Annotated in this window: 1 protein-coding gene; it reads left to right on the forward strand. The window is 40.5% G+C overall.

Annotated features, from left to right (window positions below):
* Entirely contained in the window at window positions 1–24,870 is a 24,870-nt protein-coding gene (locus G7092_RS03315; protein WP_166086161.1) for an SDR family NAD(P)-dependent oxidoreductase, read from the forward strand.
* Window position 24,871 lies beyond the last annotated feature (1 nt).

The following is a 24,871-nucleotide window of genomic DNA, read 5'->3' on the forward strand; positions in this document are numbered from 1 at the left end:
ATGAAAGAAAAACTGAAAAGCAACTCGAGCGCAAGCGCCAGACCTTATAAAGATGAAATTGCTATAATTGGTATGTCATGCAGATTTCCGGGAGCGGAGAATTATCATGACTTCTGGAATAATTTGGTAAACGAAAACTTCAGTGTTACAGAAATTCCCGAAAGTCGCTGGAATTGGAGAGATTACTACGGTGATCCTAATCAGGAAAATAACAAAACCAACAGCAAATGGGGGGGATTTATAAATGATATAGACAAGTTTGATCCGCTGTTTTTTAACATCTCGCCTAAAGAAGCAAAATATATTGACCCTCAGCACCGGATATTTTTAGAAGCAGCTTGGCATGCAGTTGAAGATGCGGGATATAGTATCGGAAGTTTGTCTGGTAAGAAAATTGGTGTTTATGTTGGGGTTTCTAAAAATGACTACGCAGAAATGTTACAGTCAACTCACCAGGAAATAAGCTCTTTCGTTTCTACAGGTACGGTGCATTCTATTTTAGCTAACCGGGTATCCTATCTGTTGGATATTTGTGGTAAAAGCGAAGTAGTTGATACCGCTTGTTCCAGTTCGCTGGTGGCATTGCACAATGCAATTCGTGATATACGTTTAGGCGGATGTGAAGGGGCTCTGGTGGGTGGAGTGAATGCGCTAATAACACCTACGATGTATCTTTCGCACGGTAAATCGGGCATGTTATCGTCAGAGGGAAAATGTAAAACATTTGATGAACGTTCCGATGGATATGTGCGTGCTGAAGGTGTAGGATGTGTTTTTATTAAACCATTAAGTAAGGCATTAGCCGATAATGACACCATTCTGGGTATTATTAAAGGAACGGCCGTAAATCATAATGGTCGTTCAAATTCTCTTACATCGCCAAGCGCACGTTCGCAATCAGAAGTTATAGATGCTGCGCTTGAGGATGCCGGATTAGAAGCCGGGCATGTAAGTTATATTGAAGCGCATGGCACCGCTACTCCTTTAGGTGATCCTATTGAAGTAAGTGCCCTGAAAAAGGTTTTCAGTGGCTATTCAAAAGATGACGACATTCATTGCGGATTAGGCGCTGTAAAAACAAATATTGGTCATTTGGAAAGTGCTGCAGGAATGGCTGGTCTTTTCAAGGTGTTGCTTTGTATGCGCCACAAAAAATTACCAGCCCTGTTACATTATCAAAAGCTCAATCCATATATTGATTTAGCAGGTAGTCCACTCTATGTTAATAATCATTTAACAGATTGGAAGAAATCTGCCAAAGGATTGCAAAATGGACCGCTTACAGCTGGTATTAGTTCTTTTGGAATGGGTGGCGTAAATGCGCATGTGATATTACAGGCATTTGAAGATAGTCGCCCCCAGCCTTTAATTTCATCTCAATCATATTTTCTAATACCACTATCTGCTAAAACGCTAAAACAGTTAAAAGTATATGCTAATAATATCGCAGTCTTTTTAAAAGGGCCAGGCCAAACACTGCCATTACAGGATATTGCCTTTACGATGCAAACCGGCAGAGATGCCATGAATTGCAGAGTTGCATTTAAAGTGTCAACCGTAACTGAATTGATAGATCAACTACAGGAATATGTGACCAATGATAAACATATTATTACCGAAGACAGGCAAATAGAGCAATGGTTAACAGGCGCTGACATAGATTGGAACGATCCTTCGGTTGGTTTAACCAGTAAGCGGATAGCCTTACCTGGTTATCCGTTTGAGCGGCGCACATGTTGGATGGATGCACCCGCCGATCAGAAAAATACAGTTGAAACTCCTTTGCTTGAGTTCAAAAATAACGACCAAAAACGTCAATGGCAATATCAAAGCTTATTACGTAAAACAGATTATTTTGTAAGGGATCATGTAGTACAAGGCGAGTGCATGTTGCCCGGTGTTGCATATCTGGAAATAGCACGTGCCGTTGCAGAACAAGCTTGCGGCCGCAGTGTAAATGAATTAAATGATATTTGCTGGATCCATGCGGTATTGGTAAAGGAAATGAATATGCCTTTACATGTAAACCTGCAACCAGTTGATAAAGGTTTTTCATTTGAAATAACCACTACTGATGGGGTACATGCCAATGGAAATATCCAGCTGGAAACTAATAATACTATACCTGCATCTATTGATCTTCGAAAGATCAAAGAACGGTGTAAAGTTCACAAAACCCCGGGTGAAATATATGCTGCGCTAAGCAAAGAAGGTTTAGGCTATCTGGAAACCTTTAAAACAATAAAAGAAGGTTTTTTTGCAGAAGCAGAGGCATTGTGCTATCTGGAGCCCACAATAAGGGAGCACAAATTATCTGAAAAAGTATGGGATCCATCCCTGTTGGATGGTGTTTTTCAAGCAGTTGTAGGCTTATGTATATGGGGAGGTGTGGAGCACAGTCATCAGTTGTTGCCATTTTATTTAAAATCTATCCGTTGTTACGGAAGTCCGGCTATTGCACGTTATGCTTATGTACGGAAATCAAGCACTTATGCAGATGGCAATCATTATTCATTTGATATGTTTTTATGCGATGAGAATGGCAACGTTATTATTGCATTTGATGAATTTATAAAACGCGCCTATAAAACAGCAACTACCAGTATAATAACTGAAACAACGATAACACCGGCCGTTGTTGAAAGTCTGCATTATACCACTGCCTGGTTAGAGCGTCCATTGGGCATTCTGAATGAACGTCCAAAATCCCTCATTCTATTTGATATAGATGAGCATTTATATGAGGAAGTAAAAAAACAGTATCCTCATACCGTTCCTGTGTTATTATTGCCAGGCGATACTTACCAGAAGAAAGATAAAAACACATACTACATTAATCCCGCCGATGCAGCATCTTTCAAGCTCTTGGTCAACGATCTGATAGAAGATAATATCCAGATTGACAATTGGGTATATAGATGGAGTATGGAGAAGAGCGAAGAAATTACAGAAAATATTCAGGATGTATATGTCTTATTATACCTGTCTCAAGCCCTTATCAGTTGCTTTTACAATGGCCGGGTGAGGCTATTGCATTTATATAATTATAAGGATACCTATTCGACTGCGGTACAACAAATGGTAGGTGGTTTTTCCAGGACTTTGGCTTATGAAAATCCATTGATTTCTATTCAAACGGTTGGAATAACCGAGGATGTTAAATCCAGTTACCAAGAAATCATTCTCCAGGAAATATCCAGATACTTTATGGCCCCTTTGCGTGAGGTAATTTATCGCCAGGGACGCAGAGAAGAAAGAGTGGTAGTAACCGCTAATGTGCCACCCGCTTTAACTCAGAATATACTCAAAGAGAATGGCTGCTATCTTATTACAGGGGGTGCCGGTGGATTAGGTATGGTGTTCGCGGCTTACCTGGCAATGGAATATAAAGCCAATATTGTGCTAGTAGGGCGAAGTTTAAAAAATACCGCAATTGAGGAGAAACTACAGGATCTGCGTCAGCTTGGAGGAAATGCCGTTTATTATTCGGCAGATGTTTCAGATAAGAAAGCTATTATCAAGGTAATAGATAAGGTAAGGAAACAGCATAAAACAATCAATGGTATCATTCATGCCGCTGGGTTAATTGAAGATGCTTTTATCCTTAATAAACTACCAAGTTCTTTTGAAAGGGTTATCACCCCAAAAGTGTATGGTGCTATTCATTTGGACGAATGCACAAAAGATGATTCATTGGATTTCTTTATAGTGTTTTCATCCATTGCTTCTTTAATGCCAAACCAGGGCCAGTGTGATTATGCAGCAGCCAATAATTTTCTGGATCATTTAATGCAAATCCGCAGAAATAGACAATTAGAAAAAGGTATTCATGATATCAGTCTGGCTATTAACTGGCCGCTTTGGGAAAATGGTGGGATAGATGTAACTGATGCGGAACGTGAGCACTTATGGGAAGTGTTTGGAATGAAACCTATGAGCCATCAACGGGCATTGGATGGCTTTGTCCAACTGTTAAACGTTTCTGCTAAAAGTACACCATGCCAGGCCATATTAATCGAAGGTGTTGCACATAAAATAACAGCACACCTTAACGCGGAGCAAATGCCTGTAGTTACTGTGTCGCATGAAAAAGCGTCAGCAGGTGGTCTCTTAACCATATTACAGCATGTGGTACGGATCGTTTTACCGGTTTTAACTACCATCAAAAATACCGACAGTTTTAATACGCTAGGCTTTGATTCAGTGAGCTTGGTGAAATTGGCTGGTAAAATACAGGAACAACTAGGGATTGCCATTAATCCTATTACGTTAATTGAGCATAATACTATTGCAAGGTTATCAGCTTATCTGGAAAATGAAGTTAGCAGTCCCGCCGCTATTTTGCCAGGACAAATCAGTTGTTTACCTAAAACCTCATTGGTAGATGCAGAACGTTCTGATAAGGCACAATTACTGTTCAAAAAACGCTTTAGCAATGAGGAGTTTTTTATGCAGGATCATGTGGTAGAGGGTAAATATAATGTTCCGGGTGCTTGTTATATTGAAATGGGCAGGCAGTCTGTGACTTTATTAGACAAGAAGGTTTACAGTATGTCTAATAATTATTGGCCCGAGGTTTTGTCTTCGGCGGGAGCTCCTATTGATGCCCGTATCCAGTTAATAAATAAAGAGAACGGATATGATTACGAGGTTTACAGTTACGATGCCAGTGGAAACAAAACAGTACATGCATTAGGCGAAGTAAATACTACTACTATACTTAAATCCGGAGACCTAGGTGTATTGGATTTGGAGGCTCTTAAGCAAAAACTAAATACACCCGTATCAAGAGAAAATGTTTATGCACAGATCATTGCGGAGGGATTACATGTAGGTCCATCCTTTATGCCGATGGAGGAATTGTGGGTAAGTAAACAGGAGGCATTAGGCCACCTAATGTTGCCCACCCACGTAGCAGACACGTTATCTGATTACATACTGCATCCCAGCATGCTGACCGGTGTTTTTCAAACAGCCTTAATTAATAATAAACCAAACGGAATAACTACCTCTAAGTACATACCTGTAGCTATTGAAGAAATAGTATTTACAGAACAAATTCCTGCCGAATGTTATGTACATACTACGGCGCATGAAGACAATGAACGGATGAGCGGTATTAAAAAATTTGACGCATTGATGGCCGATAAAAACGGATTGGTTGTAGCCCGGTTAAAAGGATTTGCCATTAAAGAAATAACTAACACTAAAGAGGCAGCAAGTGAAGGATCACCAGCAATAAAGCCTGTTATTACTATCGTTGGCGCAACGGGGCCTTCCATTGAAAATGTAGAACATTTACTAAAAACGCTATTGCACGAGGGCATAGGTTTAGAGATTAGTGAACTGGATGCCGATTCGTCATTTGATGCCCTGGGGATCAACTCCCGAATGATCATTGATCTGAATCGTCTTTTGGCAAAAACATTCGGTAATTTATCCAAAACACTTTTCTTTGAATACCGGAATATTAATGAATTAGCCGGATATTTCCAGAAAAAACATTCGGCTGTATTACAGGAACTCATAACAGAGGAACAACCTGAAGTATCGATAAAAGAACCAGAACAAGAGCTAATTACCGTTGCTAACGCAATAGCGGAAACAAAAAAGGAAGCATACACTAAAGACATAGCTATTGTAGGCATAGGGGGCAAATATCCGCAGGCCGATAACCTGTCTGAGTTTTGGGATGTATTGAAGAATGGAAAGGATTGCATTGTTGAAATTCCTGGAAACAGGTTTGATTACTCCGGTCATTTTGATGAAAATAAAGAAAAAGGCTTACTTTATTCGCGATGGGGTGGTTTTATTAATAACGTTGATCAATTTGATCCTTTGTTCTTTAATATTTCGCCCAAAGAAGCAGAGGAAATAGATCCACAGGAAAGGTTGTTCCTTGAAGTGGTGTGGAATACCCTGGAAGATGCCGGTATTACCCGTGAAAAATTAACCTTACAGTCAAAAAAGGTAGGCGTGTTTGTAGGAGCCTTATGGCAGCCTTATGTTAATCTCGGGGTAGAGGAGACAATTAAAGGAAATCCTATTGCTCCAAGTGGATTGTTATATAATATCCCTAACCGGGTTTCCTATTTCTTTAATTGGACAGGTCCAAGCATAGCTATTGATACCGCTTGTTCGGCTTCGCTAACAGCTTTACATTATGCATGCGAGAGTATCAGGAGCGGAGAATCAGATAGTTGTATTGCCGGTGGCGTTAATCTTTCATTGTCCCTGAGCAAATATTTATTTTTAAGTCAGCATAATTTTCTTTCAACAGATGGACGTTGCCGGAGCTTTGGAATTGGTGACGGTTATGTACCTGGGGAGGGTATAGGCGCGGTATTGCTTAAACCACTGGAACATGCTATCGCTAATGGCGACCAGATATATGGTATTATTAAAGGCACAGCTGTTAATCATGGAGGGCGCACAAATGGTTATACCGTACCGAATCCTAATTTACAAGGAGAGCTGATACAATCTGCATTAAAAAAAGCACAGATCGATGCGCGTACTATCTCCTATGTGGAAGCGCACGGAACCGGGACATCTTTAGGCGATCCGATAGAAATTACTGGTCTTTGCAAAGCTTTTGAAGATTATACCGATGATAAACAGTTTTGCGCCATTGGCTCTGTAAAATCAAACATTGGCCATCTGGAGGCTTCTGCGGGTATTGCAGGATTAACCAAAATATTACTACAATTTAAACACGCTTCCCTTGTTCCGTCAATCCATTCAACAACTATTAATCCCAATATTAGCTTTGAAGAAACTCCTTTTCATGTTCAGCAAAATCTTGCCGAATGGAAACGGCCTTTGCTCAATATAAACGGACTACAAACGGAAATTCCTTTAAGGGCTATGTTAAGCTCTTTTGGGGCCGGCGGCAGCAACGCCCATGTCATTGTTGAAGAATTCAGACAGCCGGTAATAAACAAATCGATAAATAGCAGACCCGCCATCATTGTATTATCAGCTATTGACCCGGAGCGGCTATATGAACAAGTCCTGAATTTACATGATTTTCTACAAAAGAATACCGGTTTGGCATTACATGATATTGCTTATACCCTGCAAATTGGCAGGGAGGCAATGGAAGAACGTTTTGCCGTTGTTGCTAATGATGTTCCATCTTTAATTGATCAGTTAAAACATTATCTAAACGGAACGTCATCTATGGCAATTACCAATAATATCAAGCTTAATACGAGGGAGCAACTGTTATTTAATAAAGGGGCTGTCGGGCAAAGGCAAATGCAACAAGCCATACAGGCCGGTGATTGGGGAACGGCGGCACGCTTATGGGTAAATGCTTTTTCTATTGATTGGGAACTTATATACCCGGGCAATAAACCCAGCAAAATAAGCATGCCTACATACCCCTTTGCAAAAGAGCGGTACTGGCTACCGATGGTTGAGGTAAATACGTCGGCAGGCACCAATGTCTATTTACACCCTCTGCTACATACCAATACTTCAGATCTGGACGAACAGCAATATACCAGCATCTTTACCGGCCAGGAAATATTCCTAACAGATCATCAGGTTCAAAACAAGAAGATTTTACCGGGAGTTGCTTACCTGGAATTGGCCAGGATAGCCGGCAAGTTAAGTACGCATCAAAAAGTTACACAACTAAAACAGGTAAGCTGGATAAATCCGATATGGGTAAATGGTGGTACCAAAACTATTTATACCCACTTATACCGTAAAGGAACACATATAGGTTATGAGATCAATAGTCTGCAACAGGAAGAAGAAATTGTACACAACAGCGGAACCATTGTTTTAATGGCAATTGAGCCACCTCAGGTTATCAATATTCCTCAGTTAAAAGCTGCGGCTAAGCGCGAATTATCTGGCAAGCAAATATATAAGGCATTTGATATTGCTGGCTTAAATCTTGGAGATACTTTTCAAGGTGTCGAAAAACTATATCTCGGGGAATTGTATGCGTTGTCAAGAATAAGCCTTTTAAATACAGAAGGGTTTGTTTATCCTCCTAATATCCTGGATAGTTTGTTACATGCTGTTTACGGGATAATGGAATCTAACGAGCAGTCATACTCCCTGGTATTACCTTATTATGCTGGTGAAATAAATTTCTATAAAGAAATAGAGGGCGCAAAAGAACTATGGGGTTATGCCACACAGAAAGCAAATGGCCATGATCATACTAATGTTACAGCCGATTTTTATTTGTTGAATGAAAATGGTGATGTTTTAGTGTATTTCAAAGACTTTATTTTCCTTCCGCTAGATGGTGTTTCAAGAAACAAAACTCAAAAAGAAATAACTGATGCAACCACCCATTTTTTCCGTGAGCAATGGGAGGAAGCAGTACTTTCTCCTGCGGATCAACTAGAGTTAACCCACCAACTGATCCTGTTAGCCGGTGGTTCTGTAGGATTATGTGATAAATTACAGGAACAATTAGGGTTGGAAGTATTGCCCATAATGCAGCAACAGCCCGAAGCTTATTTCAACAGTATATTAAAAGTAATAAAAGAAAAAATAGCGCAAAAGTCATCTGCGCATATTACTGTTGTTTGTCAGCATGCTGATTATCTGGATTACAGTTTTATATCCGGACTGTTAAAAACCGCGCATTTAGAACACCCGGAAATAACCGGAGGTGTGTTATTAGTTGATAGTTTATCCGTCAAGGATCTGGATGAACTTACATCGTTGATTGAGGCTGAACAAAACACCACAGATGCAGAAGTGCGATTTTATAATGGCAGGCGCGAAGTAAAAACATTAATGCCTTTCGTACCAGAGTTTGATCCCGCTCAAAACATAACTATCCAAGAAGGTGGGGTGTATTTACTAACCGGAGGAGCCGGAGCATTAGGGCGAATGATAGCCTCACATATCTGCAGAAAAAAGAATATCAAAGTTATTTTAATTGGCAGAAATCCGTTAACTGAAGATATCTCTGCGGCACTTCGTCAAATACAAGGTGTTGTTTATTACCCATGTAATGTAAGTAACAAAGAAGAAGTACAGGCTTTGATTAAAATGATTAAAGCGAACTACGGTCAATTAAATGGTGTGATACATGCTGCTGGTGTTATCAGGGATAGTTTTATTGTTAACAAAACACCGGCACAAATAAGTGATGTATTCTCTGCCAAAATATTAGGCACGCAGATTTTGGATGAGGTAACAAAAGATGAACCTCTGGATTTCATGGTATATTTCTCTTCTGTATCAGGAATTAAAGGAAACATAGGACAAGCTGATTATGCTGCTGCAAATGCTTATTTAAATAACTACGCCGAGTTCCGGAATACGCAAAGATCAAATAAAAAACGACATGGTAAAACGCTAAGCATCAGTTGGCCCCTATGGAAAGATGGTGGAATGCAGGTAAGTGAAGAAGACGCCAAATACCTGGAAAAACAGTGGGATATGTTATTACTTCCCTCAGCTGCCGGAATAACGGCCTTTGATATGCTGCTGAATAATGCCGAAGGACAAGTAATGGTTGCTTATAAACAGGTGCCTGTTTCTGAAGAAGTAAAAGATGCGACAACTGTTGTATCAATTGAAGTTCCAGTAGGCAATATTAACCGTTTGCAAGAGCAAGCAGAACGTACAATAACAGAAATAATAGCCAAGTTATTGAAGATCAATATTACAGCTATAAAAAAGACCAAAGAATTTGGTGATTATGGTTTTGAATCTATTTCATTAACCAAATTTGCACATACGCTGAATGAATATTATGAACTTGACTTGTTGCCTACTGTATTTTATGGTTATGCTACTGTTGAGAACCTAGCGGGCTTTTTAATAAAAGAACATGCAGCGCAGCTGTCCATCAAACACAGTAATTATACTTCTTTTGCTGTTAAACAAACCATAAGTCAGGAAGCTCCTGTAATGGCGCATGATCGGCCATCATTAACCAGATTAGGTCGGCCAGTGACTCATCAGGTTGTAAATACACAACTAGGTCAAATGCCGATAGCTATTATAGGGATGAGCGGACGTTTTCCAGGTTCGCCAGATGTACATACTTTTTGGGATAATCTGCGTCAAAACAAAGATCTGATCACCGAAATTCAACCCGACCGCTGGGATTGGAAAGCTTATTATGGCGATTCGCAAAAAGAGAAAAACAAGACCAAAGCCAAATGGGGAGGTTTCATTAGCGACATCGATAAATTTGATCCGCAATTCTTTGGCATTTCGCCCAGGGAGGCAGAACTGATGGATCCCCAACAAAGAATTACGTTGGAGGCGGTTTATCAGGCTTTGGAAGATGCGGCAATAGCACCTAATAAAATAAAAGGCAGCAACACAGGTGTTTTTATCGGCGTATCAACTTCTGATTATTCCTTATTGCTCAATAAACAAGCAGACTTTACCAGTCAGGGTCATTATGCCACTGGATCTGTTCATTCTGTTTTGGTAAATCGTATATCCTATTTGCTTGATATTTATGGACCGAGCGAACCGGTAGATACCGCATGTTCAAGCTCCCTGATTGCTATTCATCGGGCAGTTGAGCATATCCGTAACGGCCACTGTAATATGGCTATTGCTGGTGGTGTAAACGCGTTGTTATCACCAGAATTGACATTATCGTTTAGTGAGGCAGGTATGTTAAGTGAGGATGGTCGCTGTAAAACATTTGATCAAAATGCTAACGGATATGTTCGCGGTGAAGGCGTCGGAATAATTATTTTGAAATCACTGCAGCAAGCCGAGGCCGATGGCGATCCTATTTATGGCATAATACGCGGTACTGCGGAAAATCACGGCGGAAAAGCTAATACCCTTACCTCTCCGAATCCAAAGGCTCAGCGCGATTTATTATTAAAAGCGTATCGCTCAGCGGATATTGATCCCCGTGATGTAACCTATATAGAAGCTCATGGAACAGGTACTCCGCTCGGCGACCCAATTGAAATAGAAGGTTTAAAACTAGCCTTTGACGAATTATATAAAGAAAAAAATATTCAGCGGCCAAAAGCAGCTCATTGTAATATAGGCAGTGTGAAAACAAATATCGGACATCTGGAGGCGGCTGCCGGTATTGCAGGTGTTATGAAAGTGTTGTTATCAATAAGGCATCAAATATTGCCGGGTAATCCTCATTTGAATACGCCTAATGAATATTTAAAGCTGGAAGGAAGCCCATTCCGCTTGCAACAAAATACGGCCGGATGGACAGTTTCTGGAGCAAAATCAAGGATAGCAGGTATCAGTAGTTTTGGATTTGGTGGCGCCAATGCACACATTATTATTGAAGAGTATATCCCAGCAATCAAAAATCAATATCATAGTCAACAACCGGCCATTGTCATTTTATCGGCAAAAAATGAAGATCGGTTAAAAGTGCGGGTGCAACAATTGTTAGATTATTTAAAGACCAATCCGGGTATAGATGTACACAATATTGCCTATACTCTGCAAGTAGGTAGGGAGGCCATGGAAGAGCGGCTGGCATTAGTGGTAACTGACGAGGCCGAGTTGCTGATACAACTGGATGATTATCTGGCGGGAAATAACGGACATTTATTGCGTGGCAATGATCAAGCCAATGCGGATTTTTTACTTGAAGGGGAGGCTGGAAAAGCCTACATTGAAACAGCGGTTAAAAATAAAGAAGTGCGGGCGTTGGCACAACTGTGGATAAAGGGTGTCCAATTTGACTGGACATTACTCTATGCTGATAATAAACCGGTGAAGATAAGTTTACCTGCTTATCCTTTTGCCAGGAACCGGTACTGGCTCCCTGCCGAAACTAAAACAGTGGTGTCATATAGTAATAATAGCAGGTTACATCCTTTAGTTCATACTAATGAATCTGATCTGTATAAGCAACAATATGCCGCCAAATACACAGGTAATGAAAGTTTTCTGGCTGACCACATTGTTAGAGGAGAAAAAGTATTGCCAGGGGTTGCATACCTTGAATTGGCCAGGGCAGCTGGTGAGTTTAGCAGCCGTCAAGTTGTAACAAAACTTAAAAACGTTAGCTGGATAGCACCGGTGAAAATTGTTGGTGAAACAGCTGGCGTAAACATTGTTTTAAAACCCGGCCAAACCGGTATTAAATTTGAAATTAATAATCAGCTAAATGAATCTGTTACTCATGGTAGCGGGCACATCATTACCAGTGAACCTTCTTTAGGAGGATTCATGGATTTGCAGGTATTGAAAGCAGCCTATACAAATGAAGTGCACGGAAGTGAAATCTATCAGCTGTTTAATCAGGAGGGATTAAATCTTGGTAGCAGTTTTCGAGGTGTGGAGCGGTTATATAGGGATGAAAATAGTGCACTGGCTTACATTAATCTGTCAGGTATTGACGGATGTGTATATTCTCCAGGAATTTTAGATAGCCTGCTGCATACCATTTGTGGTCTGGAAACTTTAAATGGTCAATCCTACTCGCTGGCGCTGCCATATTTTGTTAAAGAAGTAAACTTCCATAAAGCATTGGGAGATACCTCAATATTTTGGGGATATGCCAGAAAAAGTGCAGGCAATAGGGTAAATGACCGGGTAGTAAGCTATGACCTTGATCTGCTGAGCGAAGGTGGAGAAATATTAGTAAGTTTTAAAGACTTTGTTGCCTTGCCTCCGGATGGCTTCACCGGGATTCAAGAGGTGGAAAATGAATCTCTGTATTTATCGGATCTGAATAATGAACTGGCTGAGTTAGATAACGATGTGTTATCAGAAAAAGTAACTGATAAGATTAAAGAATTTGTTGCAGATCTGCTCAAACTGGAAGTTGCAGATGTGCGGAAAGATAGGAAATTTGGTGATTTTGGCTTCGATTCAATTTTATTAACCAGATTTACTGCTTTACTTAATGAGCATTACGGTCTTGATTTGATGCCTACCGTGTTTTATAATTATGCAACGGTTAATAAGTTATCTTCATTTTTAATTGCGGATCATTATGATCAGCTGGCAATTCAACACAAACAAATCCCAGCTGGAGACATTCAATCAAAAACCGCTGCCAAGACCGCATTTGTTTCAACTGATAAATCAAAATTCCTGACCGAACGGCTAAGTAGATTTACTGCTGAACCTATGAGCGATCATTCAACAGAGCCTGTAGCTATTATTGGCATGAGTGGCCGGTTTCCAGGTTCACCTGATTTAGAAATTTTTTGGGAAAATCTTTATGCTAATAAAGATTTGATTACTGAAATCCCTGCTGATAGGTGGAATTGGAAACAGTATTACGGAGATCCGCAAACAGATAAAAATAAAACAAAGGCAAAATGGGGTGGCTTTATAAGAGATATTGACAAGTTTGATCCCTTGTTCTTTAACATCTCGCCACTTGAGGCAGAACTGATGGATCCTCAGCAACGCATTTTGCTGGAGGCTGTATATCTGGCGCTGGAAGATGCGAATATAGCTGCCGACAAAATTAGTGGTAGCAATACAGGGGTATTTATTGGTGTATCAGGTTCTGATTATGCTACTCTGTTGAGTAATCAAACAGATCTGTCGGGCCATATGCATTATACTACAGGGTCGGTGCATTCCATCCTGGTTAACCGTATATCTTATTTATTGGATATTAATGGCCCGAGTGAACCTGTAGATACTGCTTGTTCAAGTTCATTAATTGCTATTCATCGTGCCGTTGAACATATTCGTAATGGTACCTGTAACATGGCTATTGCCGGTGGTGTAAACGCGTTGATATCTCCCGAGTTAACCCTGGCCTTTAGTCAATCGGGTATGTTGAGCGAGGATGGACGTTGTAAAACTTTTGACGAGCGTGCTAACGGATATGTCAGGGGTGAGGGTGTTGGTATCATTGTTCTTAAATCGCTGCGCCAGGCTCAAGCAGATGGGGACTCCATTTTAGCTGTAATTCGCGGTACGGCTGAAAACCATGGTGGAAGAGCCAACACCCTAACCTCACCTAACCCTGTTGCACAAAAAGATCTGTTACTGCGTGCATACCGTTCAGGAGGTATTGATCCTCGCCGGGTAAGTTATATAGAAGCACATGGCACTGGTACACCACTTGGTGACCCGATAGAAATAGAAGGCTTAAAATTAGCCTTTACCGAGTTGTATCATGAAAATAACCTACAACAAGCGCAACACCCACATTGCAGTATTGGGAGTGTTAAAGCAAATATTGGTCACCTGGAATCAGCGGCAGGCATTGCCAGCGTAATAAAGGTATTGTTATGTCTTCGTCATCGCACGTTGACTGGTAACCCTCATCTGCTAACACCAAATCAGTATTTAAAACTGAATGGCACACCATTCTGCCTACAAAAAGATACGACAGCATGGACTACCGAAGAAAATCAACTCAGGGTTGCAGGAATCAGCAGTTTTGGATTTGGTGGCGCTAATGCACATATCATTATAGAAGAATATATACCACAGCCTGTCAATTTTTATAAAAATGATGACCCTGCCCTTATACTTTTATCAGCCAAGAATAAAGAGCAGTTAAAAAAGCAAGCTATTAATCTTCAGAAATATCTGCAGGGAAATAGCACTGCAGATCTGAATAATATCGCTTATACCTTGCAAACAGGCAGAGCCGGAATGGAAGAGCGGCTGGCGTTTTTAGCCGATGATAGAGAACAGTTGATGCTTAGACTTTTGGCTTATCTGGCAGGCAAGGAAGAAAACTTATATACAGGTAATATCAAACAAAATAAAAGCGAATCGTTATTAGAAGGAAATGCTTTAGAAATTTATATCCAGCAGCTAATAGCCCAAAAAGAAACATCATCCTTGATCCGTTTATGGTTGGAAGGGGTAAGTATTGATTGGAACTTGTTATATGAGGGGGCAAGACCAGCTAAAATTAATTTACCGACTTATCCTTTTATAAAGGATCGTTATTGGGTACCTGCCGATGCTATAAAAACAATCACAACAGGTGCTTCCCAGCTACACCCATTACTTCATCGTAATGAATCTGATCTGAATGAACAGAAATATAGCAGTGTTTATACCGGATACGAGATCTTTCTGCAAGATCACCAGGTGAAAGGAAAAAAAATATTGCCAGGTGTGGCTTATTTGGAGCTCGCCAGAATTTCAGGTTCACTGAGCACTGGTAGGCCAATAACACAGATCAGAAACATAAGCTGGTTAAACCCTATAACAATAAACAATCAGTCTGAAGAAATAAAGGTGAATGTTTATACAGAAGGGGATCATTTAAACTATGAAGTATATGGTGTGGTAAAAAACGAACCTGTTGTACATGGAAGTGGCAGCATGTCTGCTATTGTACTTCCAGAACCTGGCAAGATAGCTATTGAACAGTTGAAATCAACGGCGGTTCAGGAGTTGAATGGAAATGAAATGTACGAACAATTTCGGCTTTCAGGATTAGAATTGGGAACCTCTTACCAGGGAGTTCAAATTATGTACGCGGCCGCAGATGGTTGCTTATCTAAAATTAAGCTGGAAAGCCTGAAAGGATTTATGTATTCACCTGGGATATTGGATAGTATGCTGCATACTATTTATGGTTTACAGTTTGTAAATAACGAACCATATACACTGGCGCTACCTTATTTTATGGGAGAGGTAAATTGTTATAAAAACATAGCAGATTCATCATCGGTGTGGGCATACGCACGCAGAAGCAAGGCATATAAGACTGCCGATAAAGTGTTGGGCTATGATATTGATTTGTTGAATGATCATGGTGAGGTATTGATCAGCTTTAGAAACTTTGTAGCCCTGCCATTAACAAAGGAGCCTCAGGAAACTGATAATATTGATTTTATATATCAGCCTGTCTGGGAACCAATAATTATTGATGATAACAACAAGCACTCTGAAAAAACGCAACAACAGGTAATATTTTTAGCCGATGGTTCAGATATACTTGCCCGTGAATTACGGGAACGTGTAGGCATAGAAATAAAAACCATATCAATTACTGATCCAATCAATTATTTTGAAACGGTATGCATTAAAATAAAGGAGCTTCAGGAACAAAAAAATCCATTCAGGATAACGGTTATTTATGAAAATAAAAATCATGTAAAGGCAGGCTTTATAAATGGTTTATTAAAAACAGCCGCGCAGGAAAATAACCATATAAGCGGAAAAACGGTAGGCATTGAAAGTTTCGGGATTCAATATCTGGATGACTTATCAGCCATCATAAAAGCAGAGCAACATAATGCAGATACCGACATCCAGTATCATGGAGGTATCCGAGAAACGAGGCAGCTCAAACCTATAGACATTACTGATGACATATCTTCTGATATGGAGATTCGCGAAGATGGTGTTTACCTGGTAACCGGTGGTGCGGGAGGCCTTGGGCGCATTTTTGCAGAGTATATCAGTAAAACTAAAAATGTAAAGATCATATTAACCGGCCGGTCTCTACCGGGTGAAGAAATAAACAGGTTACTGGCGGTTATACCGGGAACGGTTTATTATCAATGTGATATCAGTAATGAGCAAGAAGTGGCAGCATTGTTCAAAACAATCAAACAAACTTATCTTCAATTAAATGGCATCATACACAGTGCGGGAACTTTACGTGATAGTTTTATCATTAATAAGACATCCGATCAGATCACTCAAGTTCTTACCCCCAAAATACTAGGCGCACAGTATCTGGATGAGAGCACAAAAGACGAGCCGCTCGATTTCATGGTATTCTTTTCATCTATCGCGGGCATCAGTGGTAATATTGGGCAGGCAGATTACGCCTCAGCTAATGTTTATCTGGATCATTTTGCGCAATACCGGAATGAGGCAGTAGTAAAAGGACAAAGGCAAGGGAAAACCTTTAGTATCAACTGGCCATTATGGAAAGAAGGCGGTATGCAGGTAGATGTTGCCATTGAACAATACCTTGAAAAAAAATGGGGCATATTACCGATGCCTACTGCTACAGGAATAAATATTTTTAATAAAATTTTAAAAAATAAACCAGGCCAATACGCCTGTTATTATGGAAAAAAAGCAGTCATAACGGAAAAAGCCGAGAGAAATGTAGCTACAAACAGGTCTCAATCCATTACAAATACAGCTGTAAATGATTTACAGGAAAAAGTATCAGCAAGCGTTATTGACACCATAGCAAAGATTTTAAAGCTGGATGATCATCTTATAAGTTCGCAACAGGAATTTGGTGATTATGGTTTTGATTCGCTTTTACTAACGCGTTTTGCAAAGACATTGAACAATCTTTATGGGTTGGATTTAACGCCAACCATATTCTATAATTATCCAACGGTAGAAAGCTTAACCTCATTCTTGCTGGATGAATATCAGGATCGCTTTATTACTGAAGATGATCATCCTCAACAGTCAACAGTAACTGCACCTGATGACCACCTGGTAAATAATTACAAATTCAGCAAGCCTAAGGTTTCTGGTAATGTGATTGTGAGTCGGCCGGAGAAAGAAACCATAGCCATTATAGGTATTAGCGGTCGCTTTCCGGGATCTCCTGATTTAGCTACTTTTTGGCACAACCTTAAAAACAATAAAGACCTGATTACCGAGGTGCCGGCTGATAGATGGGACTGGCGGAAGTATTTCGGGGATCCCAATAAGGATAAGCGAAAAACACGGGCAAAATGGGGGGGATTCATTACTGATATAGATAAGTTTGATCCATCATTTTTTAATATTTCACCCCGCGAGGCAGAGTTGATGGATCCCCAGCAACGCATAGCACTTGAATCGGTGTATGAGGCGCTTGATGATGCCGGCATTACCATTGGTAAAGTTAAAGGCAGTAATACAGCCATATTTATAGGTGTGTCGGGTTCAGATTATACCACTTTACTTAATAAACATCCCGATTTGATTAATGATGCCCAATTTCCTACTGGTACGGCACATTCGGTATTGGTGAACAGAATTTCTCATCTGTTGGATATTCATGGGCCAAGCGAACCTGTAGATACTGCTTGCTCCAGCTCTTTAATTGCTATACATAGGGCAGTAGAGTATATCATGAATGGGCATGGAGACTTGGCTATTGCCGGAGGTGTTAATGCGATGTTATCGCCTGCACTGACGCTTTCGTTCTCACAGGCTGGCATGTTGGGAGCTGATGGCAGGTGCATGGCCTTTGATCAACGCGCCAACGGCTATGTACGAGGAGAAGGCGTAGGCATGGTGATACTTAAATCATTGCGGAAGGCAGAGGAAGATGGTGATCATATTTACGGCATAATAAGGGGAACCGCTGAAAATCATGGTGGAAAAGCTAACACATTAACATCCCCTAATCCTAATGCACAAAAGGAATTATTGACAAAAGCCTATCGATTGGCTGGGATAGATCCCCGTGATGTAAGTTACCTGGAGGCGCATGGCACAGGAACTCCTTTAGGTGACCCAATTGAAATAGACGGATTAAAACGTGCATTTAAGGAGTTGCATAAAGATTATATGCTACCTGATGCAACGATGCCTTATTGTGGTATCGGTAGCGTAAAAGCTAATATCGGGCATTTGGAATCAGCAGCAGGAATCAGCGCTTTTATCAAAGTTATACTGGCAATGAAAAATAAAACCTTGCCAGGTAATCCACATTTACAAGTACCTAATGAATATCTTCATTTAACGAATAGTCCGTTCTATTTAGTTAAAGAAAGTACTCCATGGCTTACTACGAATGGAAAACCAAGATTAGCGGGTATAAGCAGTTTTGGCTTTGGAGGAGCTAACGCGCATGTTATCGTTGAAGAATACGTACCTGTACAGCAACAATTGTATAGAGGAACTGAACCTGTAATTATTTTACTATCTGCTAAGAATGCTGATCGTTTAAAGGCACAGGTTTTAAATTTAAAAACCTTTCTTGACCATCATCCCGATACTTCTATTCATGATATAAGCTTCACCCTGCAAATACACAAGGATGCAATGGACGAACGCATAGCAATTGTAGTGCAAACCGTACAGGAATTAGGAATACAATTAAATAACTACCTGAATGGAAATATAGGTGATTGGTTTGTTGGCAATGTTAAGGCAAATAAGAAAGAGCTATTGCTGGAGGGGGAAGTTGAAAAAGAAGATGTCAATACTGCTTTAAAGGAACGTGACAGCCACTCGCTTGCTCAGTTATGGATTAGAGGCGTAGGAATGGATTGGGTTTTATTATACCCTTTAAATAAGCCCCGCCGGGTAAATTTACCGTCTTATTCTTTCGCACGGGAAAGCTATTGGATACCAAATGCTGCTGATATTATTAGCGATGCACGTAGCAAGATTCATCCATTACTGCATGTTAACAATGCCAACTTAAATGAACAATGTTATAGCAGTTTCTATTCCGGTCATGAAATTTTCCTGGCGCAGCATCAGGTACGGGAGACAAAAGTGTTACCGGGTGTTGCCTACCTGGAACTGGCCAGAATAGCGGGTACACTTGGTGCACAACAAAAGGTTACGGGCTTGAAAAATATTAGCTGGTTACACCCGCTGAGTGTAAGCGGAGAGGGCCAAGCCGTAAAAACCAGACTCCTTTCAAAAGATAAGGGTATCGTTTATGAAGTGTCTAGCCAAAATAATGATGGCGACATTCTCCATTGTAGCGGAGATATTTTGTTGCACGAAATGAAAGCTCCTGAGGCCATAGATATTCAAAATTTGATTCAGAGTGCCCAACGGCAGATAAAAGGAAGTCAGGTGTATGAACTATTCAAGAAAGAAGGCCTTGATTTAGGCGATACATTCCGCGGCGTAGAAACGATTTATGTGGGAGAGCATAGTGCTTTGGCAAGAATAAAGCTTCTTCATTTAGATGGTTTTATGTATAGCCCTGGTATTTTAGATAGTTTGCTGCATACTACCTACGGGCTTGTAGCCGAACTAAATGAAGGTTACGAGCTTGCATTACCTTATTTTCTGGGAGAGGTGAAATTTTATCAGGATATCCAAACCTCATCGGCTCTTTGGGGCCTCGCAAGGAAAAGTAAAAAGAACAGCACTGGAGATAAAATAACTGCCTACGATATAGATCTGTTAAATGAGCAAGGTGAAGTAATGGTAAGTTTATGTGATTTTGTTGCATTGCCTATTGATAATTTTCTTAAACAGGATTTGATTAATGAAGGTCAACTACAGCTTGATGTTCTAAAACCAGTATGGAAGGAGAGGTCTTTAATACCAACCCCGACGAAAGGTGAGTTGATATCACAGCTGATAGTATTGGCGGGTGGTACGGCAGATCTTGCCGATAAGCTTCAGGATAATTTAGGTATTGAAGTGATTGCTTTACACCAGGAAGATACCATTACTTATTTCTATGAAATGTTGGAAATAGTAAAACAGCAGATCGAAAAAAAGGGAATGGTACAGGTAACGGTAATTTGCCAATTTGCAGACTATCTGGATAAAGGTTTAGTAACCGGGCTGCTAAAAACGGCTACTCATGAGAATCATCAATTTATAGGTAAGCTAATCTTGATGGATAATTTATCTATAACTCATTTGAATGAACTGGTCGGGATTTTAGAGGAAGAACATGGCAATAATGACGCCGAGGTAAGTTACAGAAACGGTAAGCGGTCAGTAAAAACACTGCAAACGGTATCATTAACTGATAGTATAAGCCAATCGGCGATTAAAGAAGGTGGGGTTTATCTCATTACGGGGGGAGGGGGAGGCCTTGGAAAATTGTTCGCGAGTTATATCTGTAACGTTAAAGACACAAAAATTATTCTGACAGGCAGAAGCCAGCTGCCAATTAAACAAAAAGAGATGTTACGGCAAATACCAGGTGCCGTTTATTACCCATGTGACGTATGCGATTCAGAATCTTTAAATGATTTATTAAATATTATAAAAAGGGAATACCGTCAGTTAAATGGCATATTTCATAGCGCAGGTGTAATCAATGATAGTTTTATTGTGAATAAAACACCTGGTATAATGAACCCTGTAATGTTTCCAAAAATTAAGGGAATGTTGAACCTGGATGAAGCGACAAAAGGTGAACCGCTTGATTTTATAGTACTCTTTTCCTCTGTTTCCGCAGTATTTGGCAATGCTGGTCAGGCTGACTATGCTGCGGCCAACAGTTATCTTGATCATTATACAGCTTATCGCAATGAGTTAGTGGCAAAAGGGAAAAGAAGTGGAAAAACTGTATCCATTAACTGGCCTTTATGGAAAGATGGGGGCATGCAGCTAACTGTTGAAAACGAAAATTTCCTGAAACAACAGTGGGGGTTGCATATTTTACCAACATCTGAGGGGCTTAGGGTTTTTGAACAATTGTTACAAAGTGCTCCCGGCCAGTATGTGGTATTGTATGGGAACAGAAACAAAATAAATAAAAAACTATTAAGCGTCCCCATCCAATCAAATGGAGAAAAGAAAAATACCGTGGCAAGCCCAGAATTATTAGAGGCGGTAAAACTTCAAATAGTTACAGGTATTGCCAAACTATTAAAGTTGGATGTTTCACTGATAAAGGGTAATGAACCATTCGGTGAATATGGTTTGGAGTCTGTTTTGTTAACTCGTTTTGCCAACAACCTTAATAACTACTACGATCTGGACTTGATGCCAACTGTTTTCTTTAATCATGCAACTATTGATGAATTGTCGTCTTGGCTCATAACCACTCATTTATCAGCTATGATAAATAAACATGGTAAAGAGGGAGGGCAAATACAGGTAGAGAATAAGGATGATAAGATTCAGCCGATCGTAGAGCTCAATAAAAAGAACAGGTTCATACAAACAGCCGCCGCCACAAATAAATATCCAGACCCTGTAGCCATCGTCGGTATTAGTGGGCGCTTTCCCGGGTCGCCAGATATAAATGCTTTTTGGAAGCAGATTGCAGAGAATAATGACTTGATAACGGAAATACCCCCTGACCGGTGGAATTGGAGACAGTACTATGGGGACCCTCAAAACGGGGCGCTCAAAACCAAGGCTAAATGGGGAGGGTTCATCACTGATATTGATAAATTTGACCCGCTATTTTTTAATATTTCTCCTAAAGAGGCGGCATTGATGGATCCGCAGCAGAGAATCGCCCTGGAAGCTGTAATTCACGCCCTGGAAGATGCCGGCACAGCACCATCCGGGCTGAAAGGTTCCAATACAGGTGTTTTTATAGGTGTTTCAGGAGCTGATTATGCCGCATTACTCAATAATGGTACTGATTCCATCAATCAGGGGCAGTATTCAACAGGTATAGCCCACTCTATGCTGGTAAACAGGATTTCCTACTTGCTGGATATACATGGCCCCAGCGAACCAGTAGATACCGCTTGCTCCAGTTCATTGATCGCTATTCACAGAGCAGTAGAGCATATCCGAAATGGGCATTGCGATATGGCTATTGCAGGGGGGGTAAACGCGATACTGTCACCAGAGTTAACGCTATCATTTAGCAGGGCAGGAATGTTAAGTGACGATGGACGTTGTAAAACATTTGATCAAAGTGCCAACGGCTACGTGCGTGGTGAGGGAGTAGGTATTATTATACTGAAATCTTTAGCTATGGCTGAGGCGGATGGTGATCACATTTATGGTGTTATACGAGGTACCGCGGAAAACCACGGAGGTAGGGCTAACACATTGACATCGCCCAATCCTAAAGCGCAAAAAGACCTGCTGTTAAAAGTCTATCGTACATCAAATACGGATCCGCGCGATGTAAGTTATATAGAAGCTCATGGAACGGGTACAGCTTTGGGCGATCCTATAGAAGTGGAAGCTTTAAAGATGGCTTTCGACGAACTGTACAATGATAGAGAATTGTTGCCATCAGAAAATCCTTATTGCAGTATAGGTAGTGTGAAAGCTAATATAGGACATCTGGAATCTGCGGCAGGAATGGCTGGTGTGATCAAAGTATTGATGGCCATTAAACATAAAACTTTGCCCGGAAATCCACATTTACAAACGCCCAATGCATTTCTAAAATTAGAAAACAGTCCTTTTTCATTACAAAAGGAAACAACAGCCTGGGAAACAGAAAATAACAAGCCCAGGATAGCCGGTATTAGCAGTTTTGGGTTTGGTGGCGCAAACGCGCACATTATTATTGAAGAATATCGCGAGCCAGCACAATCGGAACCTAATAATAATTATCCGGCTGTTATTCCTTTATCGGCTAAAAATAATCAACAGCTACAGTTGCAGGTAAATAATCTGAAGCACTATCTGGATGTAAATCATCAAATCAGTATACATGCCATGGCCCGCACTTTACAGGAAGGTAGGGATGCTATGAAAGAAAGGATTGTTTTTATGGCGATTGATATAACAGGATTAATAAAACTTTTATCAGGTTATAGCATCGGGCAAGTGGGCAAATTGTTGGCAGATGATAGCATATCTTTTGATAATAAACAACCATTAGAGGTCATTTCAAATGCCTGGCTAAATGAAGGACAGGCTGACTGGTCTGTGCTATATGCAGGTAGGAAGCCAGGTAAAATTAGCTTGCCGGTATATCCATTTATCCGTAATCGTTACTGGGTACCCGAAAATGCCCAAAAAATAGAAAAAGTAGCAGCTCGGGAAATAAACTTAGTTGATGCGCCCGAAGTTATGGAAGCTAAAACTGGATACACTTATACGCCAATCTGGAACCGGATTAAGATAGAGCCATCAGCCATTTCCAATGATTCGGGTAAACATCTGATCATATCTGGCCAGGGAGTTCCGAAACAAGCAGCTCAAGTGTTGGAGTTTCTTTCTGGGAAGGGTATACCTATAACCACTGTAGAAACCCTTATTGACATACCTCCCGGTGTTACTGACATCTATTTATTACAGGGGCTCCTCAACGCTGTAAATGATCAGGGATTAAACAGCAGATATGATCAAAGAGAGCTACCAGTATTCCGTGTCATAAAAAAGATCTTAGCTACAGCTTATGCTGAAACAAAGCTGAATGTGACAGTTTTAACCGCCAATACCCAACAGGTTTTTTCGGCTGATAAAGTGCAGGAGGCTGGCAGTGGAATATCCGGACTTATCGGCTCGTTGGCAAAAGAACAGCCACAATGGCAATTCCGGGTAATAGATGTGGAATTAGATACCGATGGGCGGATAAAAACAGATATACAAAAAATGCTGCTTACTCCATTTAATAATATGGATGTGATGGTAAGTTATCGCAACGGATACGCTTACAAGCGGGAGCTTTTTCAGATAGAACTACCTACTGATAAAAAAAGTAAGCTGAAACAAAATGGAACCTACGTAATACTTGGAGGTGCAGGTGGTATTGGTAAAGCTACTACGGCATATCTGGTAAACAATTATCAGGCACAGGTAATATGGTTGGGCAGACGTAGCCCGGATGCTGCTATTTATCAGGCGCAGGATGAAATGGCTCAATTAGGTGTTCGCCCATTGTATATACAGTGTGATGCAAATAATAAAGCTGATTTAATCAAGGCTTACCGGGAAATCAAGAACGCTAATATGGCGGTGAATGGTTTATTCCACTCGGCTATTGTATTAAATGATAAGTCGTTGAGGAACATGAGCGAAGAGGATTTTGTAAGATCATTTGAAATCAAATCAACAGCGAGTCATCACCTTATCGAAACATTTAAAGGAGAGCCACTTGACTTTATTTGTTTTTACTCATCAGTACAAGCGCAATGGAGCGCACCTGGGCAGGCCAATTACGCAGCCGGTTGCACCTACAAAGATAGCTATGCACATAGTGTAAGACATAAATATAATATCCCGGTCAATATCATTAATTGGGGGTATTGGGGAGATGTTGGAATTGTTACTTCTGCTGATTATAGAAAACGAATGAAACGATTAGGGATCGAAAGCATATCCTCAGAAAAGGGAATGTCCATTTTGGAACAGGTACTATCTAATAATGAATCACAGGTGTTTGCCGTAAAACTTACATAGT

Source organism: Mucilaginibacter inviolabilis (assembly GCF_011089895.1).
Lineage (GTDB): Bacteria > Bacteroidota > Bacteroidia > Sphingobacteriales > Sphingobacteriaceae > Mucilaginibacter > Mucilaginibacter inviolabilis.

Coding starts and splice junctions, on each gene's coding strand:
- G7092_RS03315 (WP_166086161.1), top strand. CDS start 1: ATGAAAGAAAAACTGAAAAGCAACTCGAGCGCAAGCGCCAGACCTTAT.